At 73.1% G+C, this 12,460-nt stretch carries 7 protein-coding genes; 1 reads left to right on the forward strand and 6 read right to left on the reverse strand.

Translation table 11 applies throughout. From position 1 onward, the window contains the following. Positions 1 to 22: 22 nt before the first annotated feature. From NI26_RS14180 to NI26_RS14190, 3 genes are read right to left on the reverse strand one after another with little or no spacing between them, the layout of a single operon-like run. Complete coding sequence (locus NI26_RS14180) at positions 23 to 4,363, reverse strand: FtsK/SpoIIIE domain-containing protein (protein WP_066656705.1); 4,341 nt, start codon at positions 4,361 to 4,363, stop codon at positions 23 to 25. Between the two features lie 55 nt (positions 4,364 to 4,418). Beyond that, positions 4,419 to 5,861 carry a hypothetical protein gene (locus tag NI26_RS14185; protein WP_066656706.1) on the reverse strand — a complete coding sequence of 481 codons (1,443 nt, stop codon included), beginning with the start codon at positions 5,859 to 5,861 and terminating at the stop codon, positions 4,419 to 4,421. Continuing rightward, on the reverse strand, positions 5,858 to 8,641 hold the full coding sequence (locus tag NI26_RS14190; RefSeq protein ID WP_144411384.1) for a hypothetical protein: 2,784 nt from the start codon (positions 8,639 to 8,641) through the stop codon (positions 5,858 to 5,860). Before NI26_RS14190 ends, NI26_RS14185 begins: the two co-directional genes overlap by 4 nt. A 276-nt stretch (positions 8,642 to 8,917) precedes the next feature. On the opposite strand from NI26_RS14190, the gene NI26_RS14195 reads away from it, so the two are divergent. Further along, complete coding sequence (locus NI26_RS14195) at positions 8,918 to 9,883, forward strand: hypothetical protein (RefSeq protein WP_066656716.1); 966 nt, start codon at positions 8,918 to 8,920, stop codon at positions 9,881 to 9,883. Positions 9,884 to 10,052: 169 nt separating this feature from the next. On the opposite strand, the gene NI26_RS14200 is transcribed toward NI26_RS14195, so the two are convergent. The 3 genes from NI26_RS14200 to NI26_RS14210 all read right to left on the reverse strand — a co-directional run bounded on the left by NI26_RS14200 (position 10,053) and on the right by NI26_RS14210 (position 12,411). Beyond that, complete coding sequence (locus NI26_RS14200) at positions 10,053 to 11,081, reverse strand: DUF3592 domain-containing protein (protein WP_066656718.1); 1,029 nt, start codon at positions 11,079 to 11,081, stop codon at positions 10,053 to 10,055. 26 nt (positions 11,082 to 11,107) lie between these two features. Continuing rightward, positions 11,108 to 11,782: a hypothetical protein gene (locus tag NI26_RS14205; RefSeq protein ID WP_066656727.1), complete on the reverse strand. Its 675-nt coding sequence runs from the start codon at positions 11,780 to 11,782 to the stop codon at positions 11,108 to 11,110. Between the two features lie 158 nt (positions 11,783 to 11,940). Beyond that, positions 11,941 to 12,411, reverse strand: coding sequence for a hypothetical protein (locus NI26_RS14210; protein ID WP_066656729.1), 471 nt, complete (start codon positions 12,409 to 12,411; stop codon positions 11,941 to 11,943). Positions 12,412 to 12,460: the final 49 nt, after the last annotated feature.

A 12,460-nucleotide genomic window follows, 5' to 3' on the forward strand; every position in this document is an offset into this window, starting at 1 on the left:
CGTCCGGTGGTGGTCGCGCCGGTCAGGCGCCGGCAGCGGCGGTCTGGACGAGCCGGACCGCACCGCCCGATGCGGCGTAGCCGCGGCCGACGGTCAGCGCGACGGGGGCCCGTCTCGGCAGCGTGACACCGAGCAGTTCGCCGTCGTAGTCGATGTCGGGCTGCAGCAGCACGCCGCAGCGGGACTTCCGGACCGATCGCGTCCAGTGGCTGTAGAGCGATCGGAGGTCGGCGGACCGGCCGGCCGCGACCACGCACAGGCCCGGCCGCTCGGAGGACAGCAGCGAGGCGATCGACTGGTCGGCGTCGTCGAAGCGTTCGGCGTCGTCGACGAGCAGCAGGACCGGGCCCCGCTCCAGGCGGAGGCCGGCCAGCAGGGCGGGGACCTCGTCCGCACCGACCGCGAGGCGGTCGAACACGCCGTCGGCGAGCGGGGACCGGCGGTCGCAGACCGCCCACACGGCGGGGCGGACGCCCTCGGCGGACCGTGCCAGGTCGGCGAGGGCGAGGAGCACCGTCGACTTGCCGGAGCGCGCCGGGCCGGCGACGAGCACGTGCTCGCCGTCGTAGACCTCGAGCGCCGCGGTGCCGAGGTCGTCCTCCGCGATGCCGACCGGCAGGCGCCACGGCTCGGTGTCGAAACGGGCCGGGGTCCGGAGGTCCTGCACCCGGACCGCATCGGGCAGACGTCCGACGGCGCTCGTCTTCGCCGCGGCGTCCGGCCACGCCGTGGCGACCTCGGCGACGGCTCCGGCGAGGGGCACCGACGGCGTCGCGACGTGGCTCTGCAGCTTCGTCGTCGAGTCGATGTACCGACCCGGCACGGGCGGCGGGACGTCCTTCGGACGGACCCCGATGGACGCGTAGTCGTACGGGTCGGCCAGGCGGAACATCCACTTCTGGGTCGTGACCTCGTCCATGGCGGACGGCACGGCCTTCGCCCGCGTCGTCGAGACGGCGAAGGAGATCCCCAGCGCCGGCCCCTCCGCGTAGACGCGGTACAGGGCGTCGAGGAGCTGCTGGCCCTCGAAGTCCTGGTACTCGTCGCGGAGCGCGGCGAGGCCGTCGATGAGGACGACGGCGCGACGTCCGCCGGGGCTCGCCCGACGGCGCTCGAGGTCCGCGCGCAGGTGTCGGAGGAAGCGGGCCTGCAGCTCGCCCGCCCCGGCGCCGGACCCGACGTAGGCCGTCGTGTGCGGCAGCTGCGCGAGCGGTGCCAGGTCCCCCGGTCCCATGTCCAGCACGAGGAGGTCGAGGTCGTCGGGGCTCGTCGTCCGCGCGAGGCGCAGGGCGAGGGCGGACAGGGCGGTGCTCGTGCCGCTGCCCGGGATGCCCATCAGGACGAGGTTGCCCTCGTCGAGGTCCCAGCCGCCGGCGACCTGACGCTGGTGGTCGGGGTCGTCGGCGAGCGCGACGGGCACGAAGCGGCGGGCACCGTCGTCGGACGGTTCCGGGACGTCCGCCAGGTCGACCCGGGCTCCCAGCGCCTCGGGCCAGATGGGGCGGGGTGCCGCGTACCCGGCGGCGTCGTTCGCTGCGCGGATCGCCTCGATGAGGACGTCGAGGTCGGTGTCGTCCGACGCACTCGGCCCGGGTGCGGGCGCCGGTGCCGGGACGCCGAAGACGTCGGTCGGGCGGACCGAGACCGGCTGCTCGACCCGTTCGTCGCGCGCGCGGCCGGTGACCAGGGCGGTCTGCACCGGGGTGATGTCGTCCTGCCCGAGCTTCACGTAGGCGCGGCCGGTCTGCTGGCGGCCGATGCCCGCCGCGGCGGGCACGCCGATGACGTTCGTCGAGTCCTCGCGGCTCTGCACGCGGAGCGCCACCCGGAGGTTCGTGTTCGCGAGGATGTCCTCGCTCACGACGCCGGCCGGCCGCTGGGTGGCCAGCACCATGTGCACGCCGAGCGTCCGGCCGACCGCAGCGATCGCGACGAGCGAGGTCAGGACGTCCGGGAACTCCTTCGCGAGCATGGCGAACTCGTCGACGACGAAGAGCAGGCGCGGCATCGGCTCGGTCGGCCGTGTCGCCAGGTAGGCGTCGAGGTTGTCGATGTCGGCGCCGGCCGTCGCGAAGACCCGCTGGCGACGCTCGAGCTCGGCCTCGAGCGCGCGGATGGCTCGGTCTGCCAGCTGCTCGTCGAGGTTGCTGATCGTGCCGATGGTGTGCGGCAGCCGCTCGCAGGCGGCGAAGGCGGCGCCGCCCTTGAAGTCGACGAGGAGGAAGTTGAGCCGGGTGGGGTCGTTCCGGGCCGCGAGGCCGGCGACGAACGAGCGGAGGAACTCGCTCTTGCCGGAACCCGTGGTCCCACCGACCAGGCCGTGGGGGCCGTCGCGCACCAGGTCGATCTCCAGGAGACCGGACTCCGAGGAACCGACCGGGGTCGAGGTACCGGTGCTGGTCTGCCAGAGGGTCCGGATGCCCTCGGCGGTGGTCGTGTCGACGGCGGCGGCACCGTGGCCTGCGCCCGGGGCGGTGGCGCGGGCGGTGCCGCCAGGGGCCGCGGCGCGGGCGGTGCCGCCAGGGCTCGCGGCGCTCCGCGCGAGGAGTTCGGGCAGGCGGACGAGCGACGGCAGCGATGCACCGGGCACCGTGAGTTCGGGGTCGTCGAAGTGGGCGACGGCGCGGGCGGCGCGCTCCGCCGTGGCCGGGGTGAGGCCCGCGAGCACGACGTCCTCGACCCGCGTGCGGTCCTCGGGGCGGTAGACCGTCGCGGCCGCGTCCGCACCGACCGTGACGATGGACGTGCAGGCGGCGGGCAGCTGCTGCTCGTTCGTCGCGATGACGATGCCGCTCACCCGCTGGCGTCGCTCCCCCGGGCGCAGCGACACACCGGGGACCGCGCGGCCCTGGCCGAGCAGGCTGCGCGCCGGAGCGTCGCGGCCCTCGGTGAGGACGTCGGAGTCCACGACGACGAGCAGGTTCGCCGTGGGCAGCTCGTCGAGCGACTCCTGCAGCCCGCGCAGGACGGCGGCGCTCTGGTCGCGCTGCGCCGACATCCACCGGGCGCCGGTGCTGCTGCCCGCGACGCGCGTGTGCGGCAGCCAGGAGGCCCAGGACCAGTCGTCCTCGCGGCCCGCGTCGCAGAACACCCCGACCGTCAGGTCCGCGGGTCCGCAGTGCACGGTCGCCTGCGCCAGCAGGCTGCGGGCCAGGGCGAGCGCACCGTCGCGGTCACCGACGATGCCGACGACGCCGGCGTCCGACAGGTCGGCGACGACCGGCGCCGCCGTGAGCCGGCTGTCCGCGATCGCGGCCTTCGCCTCGTCCTCGAGCTTCGACGACGCCGCCCGCTGGTCGACCTCGGGACGCCACGGCGCGTCACCGGTACCGGCGTGCAGGCTGAGGAAGTCGTCGTCGTCCGACCGACGCTGCCACAGGTCGGTGGTGGGGACGAGCGCTCGACGCACGACGGTCGCCGGGTCGGGCACGAGGTCCTGCCGACGGGCCGCCTCGACGGCAGCGGCAGCGGCGATCTCGCCCCGGAAGGTCTCGACCGCCTCGGTGAAGCGCGTCTCCTCCTCCTTCAGGTTCTTCGCCCGGCGGTGCTTCTGCTCGAACCACATGCCGATCGCGGTCACGGGGCTGAGCAGCGCGAACAGTGCGAAGCGGGCGTCCCCGAGCAGGAGCACCATCGCCCCGGCGAGCACGAGCGGAGCCGCCACCGTGATCCAGCTGAACTTCGACGCCGGGGCGACGTCCCTGCGCGTCGGCGGGGACACCGGCTCGGTGTCGGTGAGCCGTCCCGGCCGGGGCGGTCGGTTGAACGGCGCCGTGGCGGCCGGCGTGAGGTTGGGCAACGTGCCCGCTGCCGGCACGGTCGTCTCCGGCAGCTCCGGACGGAGCAGCAGGACCGCGCCGCCCACGATGACGCTCGTGGTCCCGGTCAGCAGGACGCCCTCGTCGTCGATGCGCTCCCCCGCGATGACCGTGCCGTTCGTCGACCCGGAGTCGCGCACCCGGACACCGTCGTCCTCGCGCTCCACGGTGCAGTGCTCCCAGGACGCGCTCTCGGTGGGGAGCACGACGTCCGCCTGCGGAGCGCGTCCGACGACGAGCCGACGGCTGCGCGGCACCGGGACGACGACGCCCGCCCCGAGGCCGCCCGCCAGGGTCACGCTCCACCCGTCGACGGCGCGCGGTGGCTCCTCGGTGGTGCGGGCGACCCGGGACCCTTCGAGGAGCACCAGGTCGCGCAACGGGGTGTCGGAGCTCGTCCGGTGACCGTCGACCGCCAGGGGTGTGCCGGGGTCGAGCGGGGTGCCGAGCGACGCCGCGACGAGGTCTCCCAGCGTGGAGGACTCCGCCCACCCGTCGGCCTCGATCGTCTCGCGGCGGTCGTCGAGCTCGATCAGCAGGCGCATGGGCGGTCCTCCCTGGGCGTGGTGCGGCGGCGCGGATGGTGCAGGTGGGACGGGGTCAGTCGGTCGAGTCGGAGAACCAGACGAGCGCGGGCGTGGCCCCGTCGTCCTCGGTCGCAGCGGCGGGGCGGAGCCCGAGGTCCTGCGCGGAGGCGGCGAGCACGCCGGCGGCATCGCCGAGGGCCTGTCGCGAGCCGAAGTCGAGTGCCGGGCCTGCGAGGCCGTCTCCGGCCCCGAGGTCGAGCCGGGCCAACGCGTCCGACACCGCGGCGGCGTCCGTGCTCCGCGCCGTCCCGACGGCCGTCACGAGCGCCACGACGGCGTCGTGGCTGCGGGCGTCGGCCACGGTCGCCACCGAGGCGAACGACCGGTCGCCCGTGAGGTTCTTTGCGTCCGCGTCGTCGGCGAGGACCCGCACGCCGCCGAGGAACGCCGACATGGCGCGGCCCTCGGCGTCCGAGGACAGGGCACGGGCGTCGTCGGTCTCGACCCCGACGGTGCGGAAGGCGCCGCTGAGGCTGCCGCCCGCCTGGGCGAGCGCAGCCGCGAAGGCGGGGCTGGTGGCCTCGGGGGTCAGGACGACCGGAGCGGTGACGTTGGCCTCCTGGAGGGCGGCGACGAGCGCTCCCTGTCGTCCGGCCGGACCGCTGACGACCACGGCGTCGGAGTCGGGTGCCGCCTGCTCGTCCCCGTCCTGCTCGGCTCCGGCCTGCTCGGCTGCAGCCTGGTCGTCGGCCGTCGTGGCGTCGGTGGAGCCCGCCGCCGCGCCGGTGCGCTGCGCGACGGTGGTGGCGAGAGCGCCGAGGTCGGGTGCGCTCGTCGCGTCGACGACGTGGGCGAACCGCACTCCGGACGGCGCTCCGCCGCCCAGGTCGACGAGCAGCGGCGACGCGGCGTCGCCGAGCGCGTCCTGCAGCGCCGTCGCGACGGACTCCGTCGACGGCGCGGTCGACCAGGCGTCGTCCGCGCCGGCCGCGTACGGTGCGACGACCGGGATGCCGGCGTCGGCCGCTGCAGCGAAGGCACCACGGACGTGGTCGCCGGACGTCGCCACCACGATGCCCGAGACACCGTCGGCAGCGAGCGCTTCGACGGCCTTCCGTGCGCCGTCGGTCGATCCGCCGTCGTTCTTCGTCACGAGTTGCACGTCCGTGCCGCCGAGCTCCAGGCGGCGCTGCGCCACGAGGGCCCCCTGGGCGGCGTCGTCCCACTGCGCACCCTCGCCGTCACCGAGCGTGACCACGACGCCGATCTTCGTGCTGTCGGGGACGTGGGCGACGCTGATCGGCACCGGGGCCGTCGCGGAGACCGCCTCGGCCGGGGTCGATGCCGAGACACGTACCGCGAGCAGCGCGGTGACGACGGCGGCGACCACGAGGACGGCCACCGCGACGATGATCGCGGTGCGGCGGCGTTTCCGGGTCCGGGCGGCGTCGGGCGCTGCGGTCTCCGCGGGCTCCGCTGCGGCCGCCTCGGTCGAGTGGTCCTGCACGTGGCTCATCGCTCGGCTCCGATCCGGAAGGCGTAGAGCGTCGTCGACGTCGCGCTGGACGGAACGTCGAGACGGAAGGCGGGGAGCTTCGCCGCCCGGTCGAGCGAGGCGCGGAACTGCTGCTGCTGCAGGAGGATGCCCGCGACGTCCTCGGCACGGACGTTGGCGTAGCCGGAGGCGTTCTGCGACGCGAGGGCGAGCTGGTAGTCGGCGGAGTCGGACTTCGCCGCGCTCGTGGCCATCGCGCCGAGGATGCCGGAGCCGTTGACCTCGCGGTCGCCGAGGTCGAGCATCACGCGGTTGAGGTCGCCGGTGAGCAGCGTGCTGGCGCCCTCGACGTCGCGGACCGAGGCGCTGGTGCTCGCGTCGATGCGCTGGAGGCTCGCCGCGGTCTGCTCGTCCACGGACGAGGCGAGGCTGCTGCTCTGCTCCTGCAGCGAGCCCTTCTGCTCGTCGATGGTGCCCTTCGAGTCGCTCGTGACCTCGCCCGAGGTGGTGCGCAGGCCGGCGATCGACTTGTCGAACGCGTCGACGACGGCTTCTCGGCTCGTGCCGGCGGTGTCGCTGACCTTGCGCACCTGCTCGTCGATGAGGGCCTGCACCTGCTTGCCCGAGTCGTCCGACGCCTGCTGGAACGCCTCGCGCACGGCGTCCTGCAGCTTCGCCTGCTGGTCACGCACCTGCTGGAGCTGGTCGTTGACGACAGCGCCCGACTCGATGGCTGGGTCCAGCAGGGCTTGCAGGTCCGTGACCGACTGGTCGACCGACCCGCTGTCGTCCCGGATCGCCTCACGCAGGTCACGCACACCGGGCTCGAGCGCGTCGACAGCAGCGGCGAGGTCGCGTACGGCGGGCCCGACACCGCTGGCGGCCGAGAGATCGGTACCGGTGACGACGTCGTCCCACGCCGCCGCCTGCTCGTCGAGCCGCTCGTCCATCGGGGTCGAGAAGCCGAAGCCGGGGCGGAGCGTCGTGCCCTCGGGCTGATCCGTTCCCGGGCAGGGCTCCGCGGTGAGGTAACCCCGCAGGGTGTCGACCTGGTCCTGGTCGAGGTCCCCCGGGCTGAGGACGCCCGGTCGGGCGAGCTGGCACAGGCGATCGGCGAGCGCCCGGTTCTGCGCCTGCAGGGTCGACTTCCCGAACAGGCCGGAATCGTCGAGGTCCCCGACCTCCGCACGCGCGGCGACGGCGCGCCGGTGCACGCTGGTGACGGCCTCCTGCACCGGTCGCACCGACGCGTTGGTGGTGGTGACGAGCGCGTCGAGTGCTCGCAGCTTCTCGCCGACCGTGCCGTCCTCGTCGCTCGCGATGTCCTGCAGCGCCTCGGAGATCTGCTGCAGATCCCCGTTCAGGTCGTCCGACTGCTCGATCGCCTTCTTCGCGAGGTCCGGGTTCAGCCCGTCCGCGAGCTGCTGCCCCTTGCTGACCAGGCCGATCAGCGAGGTGTTGACGGCAGCCGACGATTCCCAGAGCGCGCAGGTCAACGAACCACGGGCCTCCTCGGCGGCGCAGGCCGTGGCATCCGGAGAGGTCGGCCCCACCGAGGTCGCGAGCTGCGCGCTCACCTGCTGCTTGCACGCCTCGCTCGCGTCGGCGTAGCCCTCGAGCTGCGCGGACACGCGCAGCAGGTTCCCGTAGACGCTCGAGCCCGCTGCACCGGTCTGCGGGACCGCGTTGCATCCCTCACCGTCGAGCACCGCCTTCGGCGCCGTCGCCGACGTGTCCCCGAGCAGCGCGTCGAGGCTGCCCGTCGTCTGCTGCAGCTGCTGCAGCACCGTCGACTGCGTCGCCTGCACGGTCGAGCCGAGGTCACCGTTCAGCGAACCGAGCTCACCCGACAGCGACTGCATCGTGCTCGCGAGCGACGCGCTGCTCTCCTGCAGCCGCTCCGCCGTCCGCACACCGAGGGTCTCGGACGTCGACTCGAGGTTCGTGCGGACCTCGGTGATGGTCCCGCCGGCACGGGCGAGGACCTCGTTGACCTGCGCGATGAGGTCGATCGTCCGACGCTGCAGGGCGAGCTCGGAGTCCGTCTCGGACCCGAACGCCCCGTTCATCACGCCGCTGGTCGACAGGTCGGTCGTCAGCCCGGGCTGCGCCGCGACGTCGATGGCGGGCGTCGAGAAGTCACGGACGTCGGCGACGAGGTGCAGCGTGCTGCTCGCTCCCGACGTCGGCGGCGCCAGCAGCCGGCCCCACTGCACGACTGCGTCACCGGAGGCGTTGGTGCTCACGACGCCGTCGGTGGACGCGCCGCCGTCGACGGACTCGGTCACGATGCGGTCCGGTGCGACCCCGTCGAGGACGGTCGACGCGGCGACGCTGAACGGTGCGCCGACCAGCGCCGGCGTGGAACGGGAGGCCCCTGCGACGTCGTACGACAGGTTCTGCGACCGGACCGTGAGGTTCTCGACGGTGACGTCGATCTCGACGCGACCCGAGTACCCGTCGAGGTCGGCGAGGTCGGTCCCGGAGCGCTTGTCGGTCGTGTACTGCGTGGTGATCCGGAGCGGCAGGTCCCCCGCCGCGTCCTGCACGTCGTGGTCGACGGTCTTCGAGGACGAGCGCTCTCCGGCGACCGAGATCGTCGTGTCCGAGATCGCGTTCACGGCGCCGTTCGTCGTGAGCGTCGTGTCCACCGTCTGCAGCACGCGTGACGGATCCGTCACCTGGTCCTGGTCGGCGGTGCACCCGGTGAGCACCAGCGCGAGTGCGCCCGTGAAGGCCACCACTCCCGCGATGCGGCTCCCCTGCCGGTTCCCGGTTCCCCCGGCGCGCGTCAACATCACGATCGTCCCCCTCAAGAATCGACTGCGTGGTCGATCCTAGCCGCTGAAATACCGTGAGGTTCCGTCCTCCACAGGAGGAGACCACCCCCGTTCGAGCCACAGCACGGCGACATGCGAACTTGCGGGGCCTGCTGGAATTGATACTCTGCACAACGCACCCTGGGGGGATCACCGAACACCATCCGGTGGTCGGGGATGCATGATCGAGTGGTCGACCGTCCCGAACGTGGCGGTCGACCACTCGGTCCAGGGGCCGCAGCACGAGGGGGACGACACATGTGGATCACGATCACGTCCGTGGGGATCGCGATGGTGGCGGCGTTCGTCATCACGAGATCCGTGACGGCGGCGACCAAGCACAGCGACCGACGCCGGCGCGAGCGTGGGGAGCCGCTGCCGAACGAGGGCGGCGCGCTCGTCACCGTGCGCCTGCGGACCTTCCAGTGGGTGCTCATCCGCGTGGTCGCCATCATCTTCCTCCTGGGCGGAGCCCTGCTGGCGCTCGGCGCCGCCACGACGATCTCGACCGGTGTCGAACCCAGCCTCGTCGTCATGGCGATCGTCCTCCTGCTGGCAGGCATCGGAGGCATCGTGCTCTCCCGCTCGATGCGCCGGACTCGGGTGCTCGCGATGGAGGACCACCTGCTGGTCCGCCAGGGCCTCCACCAGGAGCGTCGCGTCGACCTGGCCGAGATTGCGGCGGTGCTACCGATCGCGAACCAGTACGGCGGCCTGCAGGCACGTGACGCGACCGGGAAGCGCCTCTTCTCCGTCATGGGCCTGGCCCGCGGCTACGCAGAGCTCGAGGCGTACCTGCAGGAGCGCGTCGTCCGTCCCCGCGCGACGGCCCAAGCAGCGCTCCGACCGAACGGCGTCCCCATCCCACCCTGGCGCGGTATCGCGTGCAGCGCCGACTGGACCACCGCCCCGCTCGGTCCCGGCGGTCGCCTGCGTCCGGTGATCCGACTGTTCGTCGGTGGCGACGTCGTCGCGCTGCACCCCGGAGAGGTCCGCGCTCTCATCGACGGCAGGACAGGGGTCGTCGAATCCGACTCGCAGCCCCTCGCGTTCCTCGCCAGCCCTGCGCTCGTCGCCCCGACGTCGCTCGGGGGTCGGCAGTTGGCCGGTCTGCCGCCGGAGAGCCTCGCGCTCCTGTACGAGGCGCAGGACGCACCGGCAGTCGTCCTCCGTGACAGCGATGCCGTCACGTTCCGCGCGTGGGTGAGCGGGCTCCCGCGCTGACCGCCGGCGGCTGGTCCCACGATCCGGCCTGGAGGCGCGGTGCGGCTCCGACGGACGACCGGCTCCGACGGACGACCGGCTCCGACGGACGACCGGCTCCGACGGACGACCGGCTCCGACGGGTGATCGTCTCGCTCTGTCGCCGACTGCTCCTGTCGGGGTTACGTGATCACTCGGCCGGCGTGCGCGGCTCCCGGGGCGACCGCGCGACGCTCGGCGGGTGAGCTCCGGCGCGGTGGGCTGCTGCGACACCGTCGGCCCGCCGTCGAGCCCGCCGCCGAGCGGCGAGCACCTGTCGTCGGGCCTTCCCCCACCGCCGGGTGCGCCTGGTCCGGATCCTCCGCGTGACGCCCTCGACCGTCTGCACCGCGAGGAGCGGCGCCCCCGCGGCCAGCAGCGGCAGGGCCGTGAACGCGAAGCCGCGGCCGCGGTCGACCCTGCCGACGAACATCTCGCGGAGTTCCGCGGATCGGATGCCTGCGGTCGTCGGGTCGTTCGGATCCACCATGACGCGCACACGCTCCCCGACGCGGTAGTAGTCCTGGTCGTTCGTCACCGTGTACTCGTCGAGCGCCGTCTCGTACTCGACACCCTCGAACGACCGCCGCGTGACCGGCGTGTACTCAGTCCGACCGCGTCCCTTGTAGCCCATGAAGTGTGCACGCTCGACGTGGACGACCTCGCCGGTGACGACCACACCGGACCGCCGGAGTGCATCGTCGTAGCGCAGCGCTTCATCGCCCTCGCTGTGCAGGAGCGCCCCCATCGCGGCGACGCAGAACGCCCCCATGCACAGCATGATCGGGCCGAGCTCGCGCAGCCACTCCCCGCCGGCCGTGCGCAGCCCGCGGCCCGCCGTCTCCTTGCGCCGCCGAGGCCCGACGTCCGGGAACAGCACCCTGGCGAGGAACGCGCCGGCGAGCACCGCGGGCAGCCACCCGTACTGCAGCGGCCCCCAGTCCGACGCATGCTCGACGAGGACGCCGAGCACCACGAAGCTCCCGAGGAACAGCACCGTCGGCACGAGGCAGCCCGCCGCCCCGACGCGGACGAGCGCCGCGCCGTAGGCGAGCCCGAAGACGGAGACGAACGCGAACGCCCAGACCGGGACGTCGAAGTGCGCGACCTCGATCCACGCACTGCTGGACAGTGCCACCGCCACGAGCAGCGCGTGGAAGACCCGGCGTGCTGGGGTCACCGCGCGTCAGTCCTCCCGCTCGGGTGTCAGCAGTCGGCGGTGGTGACCGCGAAGTCGATCGTGCGGTCGGTGCCCTCGAAGACGTACGAGTAGCGCATCACGATCGCCTTCGACAGCAGGTCGCGCGACTCCTTCTTCTGGCAGACGTTCGACACGACCGACGACTTGAGGTCCGCCGCGGTCAGGCTCGCCGGATCGACCGAGGAGTCGATCGTGTAGGCGTAGTCGAGCTCCGCGCCGTCCGCCGTCACGCCGTCCCACCGCGTGACCTCGTCGAGTTCGAGCGGGAACGTGTAGTTCTCGTTGACCTGCTTCGCCGCTTCGGTCGCGAGCGCCGACGGCGACGGCTCGGCGTTGGCGTTGAAGAGCGCGCGGACGCCCACGGAGGCACCGACAGCGGCGAGGACGGACACGACCGGGATGAGGATGCGGAGCGCGACGCTCTTCCCCTTCTTCTCCGGGGTCGGCGGCTGCCAAGCGGGGACACCCGCGCCGGTACCGGCGTAGGGCTGCTGCTGGTACCCGGGCGTCTGCTGGTCCGGCTGCCCGAAGCCGGGTGCCTGCTGCTGGTTCGGCTGCCAGTCGCCGGGCGCCTGCTGGTTCGGCTGCTGGCTCGGCTGCTGGAACCCGGGCGTTTGCTGGTCCGGCTGCACGTTGTTCGGCTGCCAGTCGCCGGGCTGCCCGTTGTTCGGCGTCGTCATGATGGTCCTTCGCGGTCAGCACTCGCGCCGGACGTCCCCGAAGTTCCGTGCTCCGGCCGCCCCGCGGCCGGTAGTACACGCCCCCTCGAGCGCCGGCGCCCCCTGTGCGCGGTACTCGATCTCAGGCGCCGGCAGGGCCAGCACCTGCATCCAACGTATCAGGTGGGGATGGCTCCGATCCGGCTCCCGCCCCCGACACGGTCAACCGCGGCAGCATCGCCGCATCGGGTCGCTTCGCGTACGAAGACGGCCTGTCGCACGCGGTGGAGCAGATCCCTCAGCTCGTAGGAACCGCGACCGACCGTGAAGCACCACCTTCCACCAGCGTCGAGACGTCGGGTCGTCTGCTCGATGTTGGCGCCCGTCACGCCCCAGCGGAGCGCGAGCGGCCCGCAGTCCTCCGTCTTGATGGCGATCCCCAGCGTCGAGGCTCCGACGCCTCGCGACGAATACGAGGAGTCGGTGCTCGACTCCGCCGACGAGACCGAGCAGACAATCTTGATCTGCTGCTCAGCGTCGTAGCTCTTCAGCGTGATCGGTCCGACGTAAAGGGACAGGGCCGGGACGACCAGGAACACCACGAGCAGCAGCGCGGCGACGACGCGCCCGCGCAACACGCGCCTGTCCATCGTTCTCAGCCTTCCTCGAGCGGCGGCTCAGGGGCAGCCATCGCCCGCG

Origin of the sequence: Curtobacterium sp. MR_MD2014, assembly GCF_000772085.1 — a bacterium.
Lineage (GTDB): Bacteria > Actinomycetota > Actinomycetes > Actinomycetales > Microbacteriaceae > Curtobacterium.

Excerpts from the sequence above, each read along its gene's own strand:
- NI26_RS14195 (WP_066656716.1), top strand. The coding sequence starts at position 8,918 with ATGTGGATCACGATCACGTCCGTGGGGATCGCGATGGTGGCGGCGTTC.
- NI26_RS14205 (WP_066656727.1), bottom strand. The coding sequence starts at position 11,782 with ATGACGACGCCGAACAACGGGCAGCCCGGCGACTGGCAGCCGAACAAC.
- NI26_RS14185 (WP_066656706.1), bottom strand. The coding sequence starts at position 5,861 with ATGAGCCACGTGCAGGACCACTCGACCGAGGCGGCCGCAGCGGAGCCC.
- NI26_RS14210 (WP_066656729.1), bottom strand. The coding sequence starts at position 12,411 with ATGGACAGGCGCGTGTTGCGCGGGCGCGTCGTCGCCGCGCTGCTGCTC.
- NI26_RS14180 (WP_066656705.1), bottom strand. The coding sequence starts at position 4,363 with ATGCGCCTGCTGATCGAGCTCGACGACCGCCGCGAGACGATCGAGGCC.